We start from the raw sequence: 18278 nt of genomic DNA, 5'->3' as shown, positions 1-18278 counted from the left end.
GATGTCAACGACTAATTTGAATCAATACTACCAAATTAATGTGAATCATCTACTTTCTACGCGTTTAGATACAGATATTTCAAAAGAATTTTTTGATAAAATTATTTTCCATGGCACAGCATACAATGCTTTGGCTACTGTAGTGGATTCAAAATCTTCTACATTTACGATTACAGGTAGTTACGGTACAGGAAAATCAACCTTAGCTGCAATTTTGACTGGTTTTGTACATTCTGATCAAAATGTTCGTGATGCAGTCAATAAAATGATTGCCGATCCCATATTGTCAGCAAAATTAGAAACTGTATTTAAAACTGAAAATATTGAAAAAAAACCGTGGATTATAATCAAAGCGGTGGCAGGTATTATCTCACCAATTGAGTTATTTTATCGTTCAGTAGTTGATGCTGTACAGGTTGCAGGATTATTAAAATATTTTAAACAGTCTATGTTATTAGAACAGTATCCTGAAACTGAAGCACAACTTTTAGATTGGATTATTCAAGTATTTTCAGAGTTACAAGGTAAAATCTCGGGAACATTATTCATCTTAGATGAAATGGGTAAACTGCTAGAAACTTTGGCAAGAGGTTCTGGCAATTTACATTTTTTTCAGGATCTTTCGGAAAAAATTAATCGTTTATCTCAACCTGAATGCCCTTTTATTTTTATTGGTATTTTGCATCAATCATTTGCTGATTATGCAAAAGGCCTAAGTCATCAAATTGCTTTAGAGTGGGCAAAAATCCAAGGTAGATATGTCGATATTTCTTATCGCATATCCTTAGATGAATCAATTGCTTTAGTTTCGAAAACTCTAAAAAGAACAGATGCTAAAATACCTCAATCAGTAGATAAAAATGATCATGATTTAATTGATCAAATTCAAAAATTTATTGGTTCACGTCTCTTAGAAAATAGCCCAAAAGTAAAACAATATTTTTATAATGCATTGCCTTTGCATCCACTTACAACTGTTTTGCTTGGAGCTGTTTCAAAAAGTAGCTTTAGCCAAAATGAACGCAGTATTTTTAGCTTTTTACTTTCAGCAGAACCATATAGTTTAAGAAAGTTTTTAGATGCTAATACAGTATTGGAACAAAAGTATTCTATCGTAGATTTATGGGACTATCTAAGTCATAACTTACAACATCAAATTTTAAGTTCTAAAGAAGGACATGCTTGGAGTCTTGTTGAGCAAGCTTTGACTTTAGTGAGTCAAAAAACGAGTAAAGAAAATTTTTCTATTGCTAAGAATCAATTATATTCAAATTTAATTAAAGCAATTGCGATGTTGAATATTTTTGGTAAGTCCCTAGGCGTATATCCAACACGTGATTTGCTGAATTTTAGTTTTTATGCGAGTAAAAAAGAAACTAAAGCCATCACGGAATGTTTAACTCAACTAACAGAATGGAAAATTCTGAGTTTCTGGAATAGCACACAATCCTATGAGGTTGTGACGACATCAGATTTAAATGTGCAGCAGTTAATTCAGGACAAGCTAGAAACCTTAAATCCAAAACAAAATTATTTGCAATATACAGGTTATAAAGCAAATGTTGTTTTAGCGAAACGTCATTATCAGGAAAGAGGAATAATGCGTTGGATGGGGCAATATCTTATTTATAATGTGAATGAACTAAAACAATTTTCAGAGTTAGAACATCAAAGTAATCAGTCATACAGGGACTTTGTATTGATTGCTGAAAGCTCACTAACAGATAGGCAATTGATGAAGTTGTCTCAAACTCATTCAAACTTAGTGATCGCGAGTTTAAATAACTATAATGAGATTGAAAATTGGGCGAAAGAACTTTTTGTATTACAGCAAATTGTAAAAGAACAGCCTAAATTATTGATTGATCAGGTTGCGAAGAAAGAATATCAGCATCGTTGTGATTATATTTATCAACAATTAACCTTTTTGTTTAACCATGCTTTTGAGTCTGCTACGTGGTTCTACCAAGGTGAAAAACAAGCCCAAAAGCAACTTTCAGTGATTGCTTCTGAACTTGCTGACAAAATTTTTGATCAATGTCCAAAGATGTTTAATGAACTTGTGGTAAGAAATGAAATTTCAAGTTCCGCAGCTTCTGGGCGAAGAAAGCTTTTAGAAAAAATGCTTCATAGTCCAGAAATGGAAAACCTGGGTATTGAGAAATTTCCTGCTGAGAAAGCGATTTATTTATCTTGTTTGAAGCGGTTAGGTCTTCATCAGCTGAATAGTGAAACACAGGAATGGGCTTTTGTAATTCCGACGCCACATGAGGCGAAAGACTCAAATTCGCATATTCTGTTGGAAAACGGTTTTAAGGTTATTAAAGAAAATAAAGGTTTAATTACCCTTGCAGACTTTTATGAGAAAGCAAAATGGACGGTTGCACCTTTTGGTTTACCACAGGGTATTTTGCCTATATTTGCACTCGCTTTATTGCAAGCTAAGAAAGAAACTCTTGCATTTTATGATCAAGATGTAACGAATGAGTTCCGTTTTATTAGTGATATTGATGAGGAATTTATCAATAAGTTGATCAAACGTCCTCATGAAATCGCAGTAAAATATGTAAAAGGTCAGGTTGAGAAACAACAGTTTATTAATCTTTTAGCAAATAGTATTGAAGCAAATTATGGAAAACCCATAGAGGCTTCAGCATTACAAGTAGCTCGTTTCATTGTTTCTGCACTAATGAAAAAGTCAAAATGGATTAAGCATTCACGTAATGCCAATTTTTTTAGTGAAAAAACACAAAAATTGCGCGCTGCTATTTTAATGGCAGATGATCCTTTTAAGTTGTTATTTGAGGATTTATATGACTTATTAGATGCTGAACATGCAAAAAATGATTCTATTCAATCAGATATGAGCAACTTGTTTTTAGAATTAGATCAAGCAAAATCGCATTTATTACAAACATTTGAAGCTGAGTTAATCCATGAATTAGGAAATTTGACGCCTGAACTACTTGCCCAAGCAGAGATTATTAGTCATTCTGCTGCGGATTGGCAGTTACAAAAATTTGCCTTTCATTTAATGAAGAGTAATGACGCATCTAAGCAATGGCTCAGTAATATCATTACATTATTATCTCAAATACCTGAGCGAGATTGGACAGATGATAGTCTTAAGAAGGCATCTCAAAATATTCCAAATTACACACAGCGATTTAAACAACTCTGCTTTTTTGTCAAAAATGGTCATCCTCAGTTAAATACGTTGGATGAGCAAAAACATTTAGCCATTATTGTAAATACGCCTCAAGGCTTTGAGGAATATAATCGAGATGTACGGATTACATCCGAAACAGAGGAAAAAGTATCGTCTGCGATAGGTTCATTTAAAGAATATCTAGATAGTCGTGATTTAAATAAAGATACTAAAGCGATTCTTTTATATGAATTATTAAAAGAGTATCTAGATTTAGCACATTCTGAGAAAGGAGGCGAACATGTCTGACAGAAAAGTAAAGCATGTCCTTGGTCTTTCGGGTGGAAAAGATAGTGCAGCTCTCGCGGTATATATGAGAGATCACTATCCTGAACTAGATATCGAATATTTCTTTACGGACACAGGAAAAGAACTTCCTGAGGTCATGGAATATCTTAATCAGTTAGAGTCTTATTTAGGTAAGCCAATTTTGCGTTTAGGTTCTGATAAAGATTTTGACTATTGGTTAAAAGAATACAATCATTTCCTACCTTCAGGACATCAACGTTGGTGTACGGTACAGATGAAATTGGTTCCATTTGAGCAGTGGGTTAAACCATTTTTAGATGATGGCTATGAAATTATTAGCTATGTTGGTATTCGTGCAGATGAACCTTGGCGTGAAGGATATGTTCCTACCCAAAAATATTTGACGACTAAGATGCCATTTGCTGAAGATGGTTTAGTGAAGCAAGATATTATTGCTCTCTTAGAAAGTACAGGTTTAGGATTACCAAAATATTATGAGTGGCGTTCGCGCAGTGGGTGCACATTTTGTTTTTATCAACGGAAAATTGAATGGGTACGTTTAAAAGAGCGCCATCCTGAAAAATTTGAAGAAGCAAAAGCGTATGAGAAGCAGTTTGAAGATGACAAATCAGCGAATGGTGAAACCTATTATTGGATGGGAAAAGACACACCATTAAGTACCCTTGAAGATCCTGAACGTATTGCTCAAATTAAAGCAGACCATGAAAAAAAGATGGAAAAGTTTAAGAAAAAACGCCGTCGTAATATATTGCATGATGATCAGTTAATCGAAATGGTCGATTTGGATGCCGTATATGATGATATTGAAGGTGGTGGGGCATGTGTAACATGTTATAAATAGGCTAGTACTAAATAAAAATCTCAGTCTCATATTGATTTAGATAGAAATAATATAAAGCCCGTACTCAGTATCTAGCTGAGTACGGGCTTTATTTAATTTAACATTTTTAGTAGTTTTTGTTTTAAGTCTGGACTTAGGGTATTAATCCGTTCAGCTAAATCTTCTAATGAAATAAGATCTAAAGCAGAAGCTATTTGTTTTTGCAATGTGATGATCTTTTGTTCTTGTTCATCTAATAATGGCAAAATTATGTGGGGAACATTTTTGAGTTTAGTACGTAATTGCATTAACCCTGTTTGATTTTGAGATGTTGACATAAATTCACTTTCAAGATTCACAAACCAACGTTGGAACATCTGCATATGACATTGATTAAATTGATGACGAATTTCATCCTTTAAAGAGTGCAAAAGAATTATTTGATCTTCATCAAAAATTTCTGGTGCCACTTCAACTTTGTCAACGAGTTTCCGCAGAATAGAAATATCCTGCTGTGTGAAAGAAAGTTCATTTTGTGTTTGTGTTAACCAATGTTCAGCTGTTGATCGTGCCTTTTTAACATAGCCATCACGAATAGGTTTAAAAATTTCCTCAATAAAATCCCACTCTGCATCAATCTGTTGTTCACTCAAATAAGCCATCATAGCTTCCTGATCTTTAACTATCGTTTGATTTAAAAAAGCGAACATTTTTTGACTCGGTAAACCTTGTGTAATCCAAGATTGGGTACGATCAAAAGCGAATTGAAGCTGTTTCTGGATTTTTAAAATTTCCTCATATTCCTCTGTCGATACAAAGAATTTTAATAATTCTTCAGCATCCAATAAGCGAATTTTGAGGTCATTTAATTCATTAAAACCACCATACAAATTTGCAAATTGTTGACTGACATCAGTAATTCTTTGTCTAAAATCATTTTGTACAGTCCGAATTCCATTTTGTTTTTCAACAAGGGTTTGTACTGAATCAAAAATAGAGGGTTTATTGTCAATATCAATTAAAAGACGATCACCTTCTTTAATTAATGTTTCAAGCTCTTTCTTTTTCATTGTTTTATTTGGTGAAGTATGAATATAGCTCTCAATATCTTGCAAGAGATACTTAAAACGTTCTTTTTCTTCAATTCTTTGAATCAGTTGAGCTGTTTTATCTTGTACTTTATTTGCCTCTTGTTGCATTTGTAAGGTGATAAAAGCACGTTGATATTGTTCCGATTTTTCACGGAAGTTGATAATTTCATGATGTGAGGTTAGAACAAGATTATCAAAAAAACGATTAAATTTGACTGATAATGTGTTTTTGCCTTGTGAAATGTATTCAACTAAAGAGGTCGATTTTGTTGGTAATTCAATATGACTTTTTTTGAGATCAAGGTCTTTGGCAAATTTAATTAAAGCTGAAGTTGCTTGTAATAATTTGCTATAGTCTCGGATATCTGAGCTTTCAAGACCTCTTAGCATTTGGGTAAAAGTAGCATCAAATCTATCCTGTTGTTTCTTATGCTCTTCATAGGTTGTTTTGAATTTATCGAATAACAAATTATATTGAATTTCTAAATCTAACGGAATCGGGTCTACTTTCTTTTTATTTTCAATAGATTGAAAGATATCAATCATTTTCTTAGGATTTGACTCTTGGCTCCACTGCTTGAATAGTAGAATCCATTCATCACGTGTACTCATTTCCATTTTTTGTAATTGAGTATGTGCCAAAATATCTAAATTGAGTAAAGTCCCTGTTTTTTTATTCAGAACTAAGTTCAGCCATTCAGCAAGATTCTTTGGCTTACCTTGATGAAGGATTCTATATTGTGGTGTTTCTTGCGCAAGGTAGATACCTAGAATGAGCGCAAATGAACAGTCATTTAAACCATAACTTGGCATCACGAGTTTTTGATACAGCGTTTTTAAATCTAAGTCAGGTTTAATCGCAAATGTTGTTTCTATAAAGTTATATAAACTTTTAACATTTTGTTGTTGGGGGAGCGCAAATTTCCCCGTCATGGTATCTACGGCTTGCCAATTTTTTTTAAACAAGGTGTCAAAACGGTTCTGTAAAGGTGTCTTTTGCCCTTGTAACCATGCAATAGAGAATTGGCGATTCACCATAATACTAAAGAGTGCTGCAATATCCGAAGGTGCTGTTGCAGTATTTAAACGGAAGCCATCAAAAACAAAAGGAATGGTATTTTTATAGTTATGTTCAAACAATGCTGTTGCAACATTTTTGAGTAAGCCTAGAGGTAAATCTGGATAGTAAGGTGAGAAAAATTCCTTTTGTTTCATTAGTTTTGATGAAGTATTTTTTAGTACAGTGAGCACATCATCTTTTTCTTCTTGTATAAAGCGCATAAATTGCTGTTGATCAGCAGGAGACATTATTTCAAAAGATTTCAGGCGTGCTAAAGCAGTACGGAGTTCATCATTTTGATCATTGAGATAGCAAAATAAGAAAGGTAATTTGTTTAATTTATATTTTGCTAAAACTGTTTCTAGCATTTGTTGAATTTTGGTTTGATATAGCTCTAAATCTTGCTGACTATTGAGATAGATATAGATAACACGACCTTTTGCATCTTTATAGGTCATATTATTTTGCCAATCTTGAATCAGAATTTCTAAATTCTCACATGAAATTTGTTCGGCAACATAGCTTTTGGGTTGGAATACCCAATCAGGAGTTGAAATATTACGTTTTTGTGCAAAGTCACATTCAATTTGACCTAAGCCAATATCATAAGATTTGCTAATAAATAGCTCACCAATATCCTGTTGTGTGAATTGAGCAGCTGTTTTTTTCATCCATGCAGTGAAACTCGCTCGACTTGCTCCATCTGTTAAGAGCTCATATCGCCCTAAGTCTGAATTCCACTCAGTTGCACCCAACTCAGACAAGCTCATGATTTGCTCTTGAAGTTGAATTGCATCAAAATTAGTCAATTCTTGTAGAATTTCATTGGCTTGAGATTGATTGAGTTGACGTAATTTTAGGGTTTCTAAAATCGCAATAGCAGTTAAGGTTTTTGGGTTATTGGTTTGAAAACCACTATGAAATTTTTGTAAGAGCGTTTGCAATGTTTCAATGACATTTGCACCTGTATCACGTTCAGCTGCAAGCATTTCATCGAGTAAATAATCATGTACAAGGTCAGCAGCCGAAACTTGGAAAAGTTGAGGTTGGCTGAAGACATCTAATTGTGCAGATTTTTGTAGTAAATCTCGGATAAACGTCAGTGCTGATCGTGATTGTACAGTATGCTCTTGGCGTGTGAGTAACCATGTTGCAAATGGATGTAATGGCCAACAACCTTTTGCAATAACTTGATTAAATAAATTTTCATCGTGCCAGACAGGGTATAGTTTAGTTTTAGGTAAATACTGTGCAAGACGTAACCAAGATTGATGGAAGTTATCTTCACTTGGATATTGTTGAAATAAGCGAGTTAATTCTTGCGTATCTTTTTGGATAAGATTGGCAAAAATAGTTTCTAAATTTGAAGAAAGATGTACTTTATTGGCAGTATCAAAGCGTGTGATATAGCGTTGTAATTGTCTAGAATCTTTAGCATTAAAGCGTTTTAGATACGTTTTTAAATCGTACTGAATAAAACCAATAAATCTTATCTTATTAGCATTATCTTGAATACCTTGGAAAATTTGCTGTAGCGATGAATCACCAGCAAGGTCAGGGCGATCCGCAGCATATTCAAGATAACGACCAAATTCATCAAAGAGTAAAATAATATTTTCAAAGGGTTTATCTGTACCGCAATAGGTATCACATAAGGTTTGTAGTAGGTCTTGTGCAGATTCTTGACCATCTACAGGGATTGCACTGCCCGTAACATCCAAGAAAATTTGATCAACAGCAGCGTAAACATCTTCATTATTTTCAGTGAGTAATTGAAAAATTTGTGCTTGATCAAATTGTGCTAATTTTTTTTGAAATTCTACAGCATAAATTTGATAACTTCGTTCAACAAAACGTTGTGCTTTATTAAAACGTGGTGATAAATCTCGTACAGCTTGAGCATCAACCGCATGCATATCAAGTTGCTTAAGTACCACTTTGTTAAGCTGATTGCCTAAATGGAAATTACCCATGCCATCTAAGGCAATAATTAGGCTCGGTTTTGTAAAGGTTTCAAAACAGGACTTTGCACGTTGTCCGAGAGTAGCATCTACACGCTCTATATGCGTTAAGATTGTTTGTGCTAAAGGTGTATTAGGTTTAGATAATAATGTCGCTAATGTAACAGCTAAATGTGATTTACCCGCACCATAACCTGCAGTTGCTAACCAATAGGGATTATCTTCTCGCCCTTGTTTTGCAAGTGAAAGACTTTCAAGGAGTTCAACAACTAGTGAAGCTGTATCTTTAAGTAAATGTTGGTCTTGTTCATTGACTGCACCATGGTAATGGGGGCCATGAAAAATAAATGATTCTGCTGCAATATTGGCTTGATCTATACGATTTTGAAACCAACCAAGTTGTACTGCACCCTCGAAAAAACTTTGTTGATTAAACTGTACTAATTCTTGTAATTTCATGATTACACAAGCTCACTAAAAAATTCTGTTAAAACACGATCAGTAGAAACCAATTTAAGGATGAGAGCATTTCCTGTTAGGCGATCGATTTGTATAAACCCTTTTTCTGCCATCCAATCTAATAAACGGTTAAAGTGTTTATTGGACCAATTCATTAATAAATTCCAACGGGTTTGTGTCAAAAAATCATCAAAACTAATTTGTGTCTGTGATGAAAATAGTCGATCCCATTCAAGAAATAAAAATGAACTGTAAGCAGGGAAAAATTTATATTCTAAAGGTGCTGTTAAGCGTTTAATCACAAGTTGTGTTTGAGCTTGCTCAACCTGAAATACGGGGATTTTATAAAAAGGAGCATCTACATTGTTTTGATCATAGCTTGTAAGAATGAGGCGTAGAAGCTTATTCAGATATTTTTGGTCACCACGTTTATCTTTTATATATTGTTCAAGTTGATCTAAATAAAATGTATCGGAAATTTGATATTTACTAGAAATACAGACATCAAACCAAGCTGAATTTAGACCTTCTCGCGGTTGTTGTGGGTCAACACGATTCATCATTAAATGCATCATGAATAAACTTACATCTTCATTTAACATGCTATCTTCTTGCAAAATAGTTTTAGCTAAAGGTGTAAGTTCTAAAGCCCAAATACTTTGTGTTTTTTCAGCTGAAAGTAAACCACTGCTAAAACCATAGGCGATAGTGGGTTCAACTTTTCCTGAACTAGCGCCTGTAGGAATACCTGTTAACTCTGAAATTTCATGTATCGTGCCATGTAAAATATGACATTCATTAGTTTTAATGAGTAATTCAGCAAGTAGTAGAGGCTCTAATTTAAATGTTTGTGGAAAGTTGTAAGTGAGGTTCATATGTTAAAACCTCGTTGCTCAAGTGCGGTGATGTTAGTAAGAGTAATTTTTTCTGTTAAGTGACCATGTTGATCTTCGACATAACCTAAATAATAGCATTGTCCTTTATTTAGCTTATTTAATCTGTCACGCCAATCATTTGCATTATAATCAGAGCTGACTTGACTAAGAAGTTTGGCAAAACTATCGACTTCCGTAGTTGCAGGTTTAAAGAATAATTTAGTCGATGCTTGGAAGAGACGATCTTTCTGCTCTTTATCAAAGTTACTGATTGTTTGCGTGGCTAAAATTAAGCTAATACCAAATTTACGCCCTTCACGGAGCATTTTATCAATAGGTGAATCTGGTGCATGATCTAAGTTTTGCATTTCATCCAGCACAATAGTCATAGGCTTATCTTTGCTACCATGTTTTTGTACATAAGCCCAAATATCCCAGAGAATAAATTCAGTAATAATTCTTTGTAAGTCACGAGGTATGTTAGTGAGCTGAATGACTTGCACAGGGAACTCATTGCGGAGTTTATCTTCATATAAATTTTCGGATGCTTCTGTATCAAAACAATTCACTTTGACAAGTGTTCTGATTTTATTCGCGACACTTTCACCACGAGCACTATCAGCTTCTAAATCTTCTAAGAAATCCGTTAAGTGATATTGAGGATTTTTTTCTAAACCTTGTTCTAATACTTTATCAATAATGGCTTGTTGCTGACTTCCAAAATCTTTGTAGACAGAGCAGAGAATATTTTTTACCCGTGTCGCAACATTAAAAGCCTTTTCTTGTACCTCTACTCCTGGAGCGATTTCATTGCTATAGGTTTTAAATGGATTGATCGGTAATGGATTGACAACCACATAATAGTCTTTAGGTGTACATACTTTTTGATAGACTTTTTCTGTGTGATGCGTCAAGAATCCATCTGTGTAATCTACAATAAAGGATGATAAACCCGCCCGAGCAAGCTCAGATAAAATACATTGAATGGCATAGGTTTTGCCTGAACCTGAAGAGCCAAAAATCAGCATATGACGGTTATTTAATTGTTTATGATGAAATGGCCAATTCACAGTAGTCAACATTTTCCCCGTTGTACCAAAACTAATATCTTGTTTGACAAGTGGAAGGGGAGAGCATTCTTCAGTCACTTCATTTGTAGCAATGTTGACCATTAATGAAATTTTTGTCGAAGTATCAGAATGATCTATTGTTTGAAAATCAGTTAAGTCTAAATGAGAGCTTGATGTTCGATCTTGTGTATTATCTTGACTGAAATCTGAAATATCTTCTTGTTCTAAAAGATCTGTATTTTCAGTTACTGTTGGTTGTTGAGTGTCATCTATATAAGTGAATTCTAAATCTATACCATCAAGTAAAGCCTGCTCAAAGCTTAAGGCAGAATATTGACGAACAAGATATTTTTTTTCATTTCCATGCAGTGAATCATGGGTAAAGAAAAGCTCTTTAGATTTAGATAGGTTTAGTTTGGTCTCTGTATCGCAAATTACAATTTCAGAAGACCAATGAATTTGGTAATCACCTTCAGACAGCTTTTCAAGCGCAATATTAAGATCATTTAAACAGACTTGCGCACGGTCAAGCTGAGAACGTAATACAATTGCACGATAGAGTTGACCCCACCAATAGCGACAATCATAACGATTTTTTTGTGTTTCATGAATAGGCGTGAAAAGGTACTTTAAATGTAATAGTCCTGCTTCTATTTGCGCTTCAGCTTTAGTTAATAAAGTTTCTATTCCAGCGCCTACTTTTGCTTCAATAATTTTTGCATGAATGATGGGTTGATTATTTTTATCCATTTGTAATGAAACTTTGAGTAAATCTGGGCGATACTCTTGATCTTTAAACCAATGAGGGAAGGCATCTAAAGGAATCCATTGCTCAAGTATAGATGAATCTATACACGGTGTTGTTTGCATTGTTAAAGCATAGCCGTATAGATTACGAATAATTTCTGATTCACCTAAAATGGCTTTGATTGAAGCTACACCAGATAAGCCTTCATTTAATGCTGTAATTTTTTCAACGAGAGGTTTTAAGTTGCTTTCACGTAAAAAAGGCATGTTTGCAGAGAGATGACTACGAATTTGTGTTTTTAATAGGTCATGCGCTTTTTGGTCTGCAGAAACAGTAACATTAAGTTCACCATATGCACCATAGCCTGAACTAAAGCTGATAACTTTATGAGTATATTCGGTTTGATGTAACTTCAGTAAGTGATGATCAAAATACTGATCAATATTTACCACCCATTGTGCCATTTGGTGTAATTGTTCAATAAGCTGTTTTGAATTTTCATCATACTGAGTTTCAGAAATAACAAAAAATTGTTCTGAATCTTTACGATCGGTGACTTCTAGGCGTGCAGTTAAATCACTGTGTTTAGATTGAACTTGAATACGTCGATTACTTAAGAGTAATTGACGACGATCAGCCGTTTGTAGATAAGTTGGTTTCGGATAGTAAATAATTGGATAAATATTTAAACGATTTGCTGATGCGTCAAACTCATAGATTGGCGCTGCTTCAGTTTTACCAATTGCTTGAGCTTGCAGAAAATCAAAGTTAAATGCGAGATCATAGCTTGTCCAAGGATATAATTGTTTGCTTGCGTCAACCAATAATCTTTGCTGAATATTTGTACGTTTTGATACAAAATGATTAATTCGTAAATCTAATTTTTTATCTAGTTTGCTAAACTGATCAAGCAAATGACTATGCCAGATTTGCAAGGTGTTCACTGCATTTAAGTGAGATAAACCAACGGTATAAATGGTTAAATGTACAGTATAGTAAGGTGAGGATGTTATATTTTTCAAAATCTCTTGGCTTAAATACTGTTGTAAGCCAGAGAGTAGCGTTGATAACTTAGAAACATTGATGGCTAAAATTCTCAAGCCATTACAAACATGATGATTCGCTAAGGCGTAATCAGTCAAGACATTATAAATAATGTCTTGTTCAGGTACTTTCTTAACGATTTCTTTAACATCATCATCTTCGTCAATATCATCATCTTGTAATAATGCCTGAATAGATAAGTCCAATTCACCTGTAGGTTCACTACCAATAAAATGAAGCCATGAGAAAGATTTAATTTGGGTGCTGATGCCTTGCTTTTGTTTTAAAGCCAATAATGGTGCTTGAATTTCAGCAAGATTACAAATGCGATCATAGGTCAAGGCATTCGGTAGATCTTCAGATTCTTGATGAGTAAGTTCAATAGCTTCATTAATAAATCTTGTTTGCGCTTGAATAAGTTCAAACACACTTGGATGAAATGCTGACAGTAAAATTTGATTGATATTATGAAGGTCAAGGCGTTCAGATTGCTCTACAAAGCAGAATGCATAATAGACACGCTCAATCATTTCTTTTGCTTCAAAAGTTGCTAAAGATTTAAGTCGTTCACAAAGTTGCGTATAGGCTGTAATCAGTAAATGCGCTTTGGTCTGTGCGAAATAACGACCATGATCTAAATAGTTCTGAATAAATTGGATATATGTTGCTTTTAATTCAATGCAAAGATGCTGTATATCAGAATGGTTTTCTAGAGAAAAGTCATGGAATACATCATATATAGTCATGTTATTTAAGCCTAAACTTAATAAACGACATGCTTCTTGCTCATCAGTTGCATAGTAAATAGCTTTGAAAATTTGTTCAGGTAAAGTAAAAACAGGCAAAGTGTAGTCAGAGTAAGCGAGAAGATGACGATGTAAAATATTGGCTAAACTGACATGAATACGTTCGACTTGATACTCAGAAAAAGCCCATTTAAAGGCATATTCTTCTTCTTTTTCACCCGAGATAGTGATTTTAAATAAAACAACTGGATTGGTTGTTTTAAAAGAATATTCAACTGTGTCTTGTGCATCGGGTGTTAATAAAGGTGAAAAATGTAGTTCGACTTCATTAAAGCCTAAATCAAGATGATTGATTTGCTCTTCAATACCACCTAATGCACCGTGTAATAGTACACGTGCAAGTGCTTTATGAGAAAGATTCTGTGCTGAATTATTATGATCTGATAAATCATGTTGGAAGTTTTTAACCGCAATATTGACCCGCGTAACTTCTGAAAAATCATAGTTTTTTTGGTATTGCTGTAATGCAAAATGTAAGCCTTTTTGAATAGCTTCAAGACTATGACCACGGTAAAGCGGAATACTTTGTTTAGGTTCTGACGTTTTTTCCTCCTTTAGCCCCAATGCTTTTACTAGAGGTAGGAGATCAATTTGTTTTAAGTAGTGCTTTGCTTCTGGATGAGCATTAAAAATAAATAATTCTACATTTTTCAAATAAGTATGTATTTCAGTATGATGAATACCATCAATATCTTTAACTTCAAAAGGATCTTGATTTAAATGCGTATAGATTTTTTGATAATCTTTCTTTTTACGTGCTTTCGCTTTATAGCGAGCATGACTAATAAATTCATAGGCATTTTTTAGATATTGTAAGCCTTTTTTGTTTTGAAAGGTTTTGAGATCATTTTCGATATTTAAATAGGGAATCCCAATGTTTGGAAGTACTTTGAAAAAATGTGAAAAAATATCTTTGAATTCGGAATTATCCCCTATGCTTGAGAAGCATTGTATCAATAATTGACTACGTTGATTTAAAGTTAAAGGGATCAATTGATTGATGTGTTGAATAGTTGAATTAAACTGCTGAAGTTGTGTATCAGAAATATAAACATCTAAGTCTTCAAAGGCGGCAGTTAACCAAGTTTGATATTGTTTATCTAAAGACAACCAAATTTTTTCATCATCGCAGATAAAGAAATCAGAAAGCCCACCTTTATCAGTTGTATGATCTAGACCAACTAAAAGTATAAGTAGTTGATCAACATGTTCATCATTCAACGTACGATTACGATACCAAGTCAGTTTATCTTCATGATCTAACCAGCCCTTTTCTTGTAAATCAGAAAAAGCTTGTTGATCTAAAGGATTTAAGCTTTGATTTTCCCAATAATGAATGAGTCCATGGGCAACTTTAAAATAGCTCTTAAACTGATCATGTAAAGGAAATACCTGACTTAAATGTGAAAAAATCGTAAAAACCTGATGAGGCATCAAGCTCTGTGTAACAATCCTCAATTCATTGGTTTTAAGAAAATTTTCTTGAATAGTATTAACTAAAAAGTTTTTATAACTCTCTAAAAAAAAGTCGGTTTTCATCTTTATTCTCAAATTTAAGGGTTTTTTACAATAGAAACAGAGTCTGATAACTCGATCAGTAAACCTGATTGTTTTAAGCTTTCCTCAAACCAGTTCAATTTAATATCAGTTGTAGGATCACTTAACTGTTCATATTGCCATTGCAAAGCTTCTTGTAATTGCTCACCAAAAAATGAGATTGCAAAATGAGTTTGAATTCTGGCTAAAAACTCAGTCATCTGAATGCGTTTTCCAGCAGGAATTAAAGTGTAAACAAAGAGGCGAATCATATTCGCATTCAAGACAAAACGTTGATGTCCACCTGTAATAGGAATCACCAGACCAATGGTTTTAGCCATTTTTTTAAAGACATCAAAACTATGTTTGTCAATATTGGTATATTCACTTTCTTGGACACCATGTTTTTTGCCTTCTGCGCGCAAAATTCGATAAATAATTTCTTCACTTTTTTGATAAGAATTTTCTGCATATTTGCGAATAGGATCGGATGTTATTGCTGTCGGTGAGCAAGCGACCCAAGCATAATGACCATGAAAGTTTTTTGTTTCATGGGCTGTTGTATCAAGTTGTCTTGAGCGTGCCATAATAGAACGTAGAACTTGCATCACACAAAGTAGTTGTAATAATTCAATTTTTTCTAGTTTACTAATATTAGATTTCAATAATGACAATAATTCGTTTGCAAATAAAAATGCTTCAAACACATAGCTCTTGGGTATGGTTGCTAATTTTGCATGCGATAATTTTGCTTTTGGAAGGTCGAAATCTTCTAGAGCATCTTCAATAAAATCACAAATTTTTTCAATTGATTGTGTCTCACTTCTGAATAATTTATTGAGCTCATTTTCAAGTTGTTGTTGTAGGCTCTCTAAATTAAATTCAAGATGTTTATACTGGTCTGTAGATGCCATTTTTTGAATGAAATCTGTATTTTCAGTGATATTTGAGAACAGATAACCTAATTGTAAAAATAAAACCTCACCACCACGAGCCATGAAATTATGATCGCTGAGTGAGAATTTTACAGTACTCTCTTCCCAATCATTAAAGTTTTCAGTCGTATGAGACCAAGTAATTTCACGACCTAATAGCATAGGTGTGATCGGCAGGAAATTGTAAGTTGACCACGTTCGATTTTTTGCAACACCTACAAAACCATAAAGTAAAGCTTGCAAAGTTTGTACAAGTTGATTTTTTTCTGTCGCAGAAATAGAAGGGCTCATTCTATTCTTTAATTGTTCAATCGCATTTAAAAACTCAATTTGATGTACAGGATGACGAGTTTCTAATTTTGATTGACTAAAAAAACTAAAAAATTTTAATGCTAATCGTGTAGATGGGCAATAATGAGTTGTTTGATCATTCACTTGAAAACTATTTTCACCAAAAGTATTTTTATTTTCATCTGCTTTTGCTGAGTTAAAAACTAATAAAAATTCTGATAAATATTCTGTTGGTGTTTGATCTGCATAAAATCGGCGTCCAAAAATATCTAAGGCAATATTAGGTTTTTTGTCAGTATTAGAGGGATTTTGATTGGGGGTATTTTTCTTAGGAAAATAACTATATGTATTTAAAGTGCTCAACGAATTAATCCTCTAAAGTTAAAGTTTTATTTTGTTTTAAGTCTAATTCAATTTTAATAATATTCTCTTGAATATCACCATTAGATAAAGTACGTACTAGCGTAATTTCATCTTCATGATCAATTTCTGAATACTCGATAAGACTTAATTTAAATCGTTCTAATTGAGTTTTATAAATAGGTGTAAGAGACTCTGTGATATCACCTTTAATAATATTTTGAATATAGTCAAGTAAAGGTAAGCTTAACTCTAAGCGGACTTCATTTTCCTTTTTGAGAGTTAAATAGGGTTGTTGTTTATTATTACAGTAATTAACAATAAATTCTTTTTCCATAAAGCTACAAATTTTAATTTGTGCGATTTGAAATATAGAACTATCTGATCGTTTTAATGTAATGTTTAAATATTTATCTTCACTTATACCGCTGAAAAATAAATTAAGAGCTTGCAAACTCATTTTTTTAATTTGACGAGCATCCTCGGCCATAAATTTTTGAGTATCTAAACGCCACTCACTATATTTTTCAATATTAGGGGATCCTAGAAATTGTGCTTGAGCATTGGTATATGTGGTTGGATATAAATTATAGATAAATATTAAACGTCTTAAAGCAGGTTTAAAAAGATGTATATCACTATCTTGATCTTTTTGAATATAGTTTTTGATTATGCTGTGCAAGGATGGGGTTATACCTTCGAAATTTTTAAGATCAGCCATAAGTTTTTCGATTTCTAAACTGCGATAACCTGCGAAGTTTAATGTATGAAGTAAATGAATCGCAGGAAGTTTAAATGCATTCTCCCATGGAAGATGGTTTTGATATCCAAAAAATAAGTCACTGAAAATAATAGGATGTATAGGGGAGTCTTCAAGTTGAAAACCACCTGTCAATGATGCGCAGAAATGAGCAAGCATTTGTCTAAGGGTTAAACGTTTTTCATAATTGAGTAAATATAAATAAAGTAAACGTATACTATGGATGACATTTTCTATGTTATTTTTGATAGAAAGGTAGTTTTGAATAATGGGATGTTGAGGGTGGCTTTCAACTAATTCATGCCATGAGCTATGTTGAATAATTTTTTTAAATATTGATAGTGCAACCTCAATATTGTCTAATTTAGCTATATTGATAATGAAAAGCTTTTTATTGTGAATGTTGAGGCTTAAATTTAAATGGTCTAAACTTTCTAATTGATCAGAAATATAGATTTCTTTATTTAATAAACTAAAAATTTCAGATTCAATATCTTGTGTTAAGTCAATAGATTTTAGATATTCAGTAATAGAAGTAAGTAAAGGTCCTGTATTGCTTACAATCAACCAATTGTCTGTTTCATTAAATGCTTGAGAGAGCCATTTTATCCGTTCGGATAGACTTAACTCACTCATATCTTTTAAGATGTTTAAATTATATTTTTCTGAATATTCATGTTTTTGAAAAGTATACTGCTGAAATTTTTCATCTAAACGTTTAATTAAATCAAATGCAATGGTTGATTTACCATCACCAGCATGTCCAGTAATAATAATGATGTTATTTTTATCTTTTGTAAGCAGATTATAGATATGTTGAACAATAGGAAATTCTGAGTAAATTTCATTAAAATATATCGTATTTATTTGTGATTCTGCTAAAGCATTTGCTCCAGCTGGCGTTAAATTATGTAAGGAATTTAAATAGCTTATAAAGTCAAGAGTCATTTTTTCTTGTCCCAAAAAATTATTTCAAAGTAAAAG

General features: G+C 33.1%; 7 protein-coding genes. 2 read left to right on the top strand and 5 right to left on the bottom strand.

Annotated features, from left to right (window positions below; all coding sequences use genetic code 11):
• Position 1 precedes the first annotated feature (1 nt).
• Positions 2-3457 carry a hypothetical protein gene (locus V5M36_RS15140; RefSeq protein WP_004668056.1) on the top strand — a complete coding sequence of 1152 codons (3456 nt, stop codon included), beginning with the start codon at positions 2-4 and terminating at the stop codon, positions 3455-3457.
• The gene (locus tag V5M36_RS15135) at positions 3450-4319 is read left to right on the top strand and encodes a phosphoadenosine phosphosulfate reductase family protein (protein WP_004668057.1); all 870 of its coding nucleotides are present in this window, start codon (positions 3450-3452) and stop codon (positions 4317-4319) included. Before V5M36_RS15140 ends, V5M36_RS15135 begins: the two co-directional genes overlap by 8 nt.
• A gap of 92 nt (positions 4320-4411) precedes the next feature.
• On the opposite strand, the gene V5M36_RS15130 is transcribed toward V5M36_RS15135, so the two are convergent.
• From V5M36_RS15130 to V5M36_RS15110, 5 genes are read right to left on the bottom strand one after another with little or no spacing between them, the layout of a single operon-like run.
• Positions 4412-8869, bottom strand: coding sequence for a hypothetical protein (locus tag V5M36_RS15130; RefSeq protein ID WP_338560484.1), 4458 nt, complete (start codon positions 8867-8869; stop codon positions 4412-4414).
• 2 nt (positions 8870-8871) lie between these two features.
• The gene (locus tag V5M36_RS15125; protein WP_004668059.1) at positions 8872-9744 is read right to left on the bottom strand and encodes a hypothetical protein; all 873 of its coding nucleotides are present in this window, start codon (positions 9742-9744) and stop codon (positions 8872-8874) included.
• Positions 9741-14951: an ATP-binding protein gene (locus V5M36_RS15120; protein WP_338560481.1), complete on the bottom strand. Its 5211-nt coding sequence runs from the start codon at positions 14949-14951 to the stop codon at positions 9741-9743. Before V5M36_RS15120 ends, V5M36_RS15125 begins: the two co-directional genes overlap by 4 nt.
• Positions 14952-14965: 14 nt before the next feature.
• Positions 14966-16537, bottom strand: a complete 1572-nt coding sequence (locus V5M36_RS15115) for a hypothetical protein (protein WP_004668062.1) — start codon at positions 16535-16537, stop codon at positions 14966-14968.
• A gap of 4 nt (positions 16538-16541) precedes the next feature.
• Positions 16542-18242 (bottom strand): hypothetical protein, encoded by a 1701-nt coding sequence (locus V5M36_RS15110; protein WP_338560479.1) that lies wholly within the window; start codon positions 18240-18242, stop codon positions 16542-16544.
• Between the last annotated feature and the right edge of the window lie 36 nt (positions 18243-18278).

The sequence above is a fragment of the Acinetobacter sp. KS-LM10 genome (assembly GCF_036896575.1).
Classification (GTDB): Bacteria; Pseudomonadota; Gammaproteobacteria; order Pseudomonadales; family Moraxellaceae; genus Acinetobacter; species Acinetobacter avistercoris.
The sequence above is the reverse complement of the archived record's forward strand: the minus strand, read 5'-3'. Positions and strand labels throughout refer to the sequence as shown.

What these genes read in the sequence shown, in the direction of transcription:
- V5M36_RS15130 (WP_338560484.1), bottom strand. Translation starts at nt 8,869, where the DNA reads ATGAAATTACAAGAATTAGTACAGTTTAATCAACAAAGTTTTTTCGAG.
- V5M36_RS15135 (WP_004668057.1), top strand. Translation starts at nt 3,450, where the DNA reads ATGTCTGACAGAAAAGTAAAGCATGTCCTTGGTCTTTCGGGTGGAAAA.
- V5M36_RS15140 (WP_004668056.1), top strand. Translation starts at nt 2, where the DNA reads ATGTCAACGACTAATTTGAATCAATACTACCAAATTAATGTGAATCAT.
- V5M36_RS15110 (WP_338560479.1), bottom strand. Translation starts at nt 18,242, where the DNA reads ATGACTCTTGACTTTATAAGCTATTTAAATTCCTTACATAATTTAACG.
- V5M36_RS15120 (WP_338560481.1), bottom strand. Translation starts at nt 14,951, where the DNA reads ATGAAAACCGACTTTTTTTTAGAGAGTTATAAAAACTTTTTAGTTAAT.
- V5M36_RS15125 (WP_004668059.1), bottom strand. Translation starts at nt 9,744, where the DNA reads ATGAACCTCACTTACAACTTTCCACAAACATTTAAATTAGAGCCTCTA.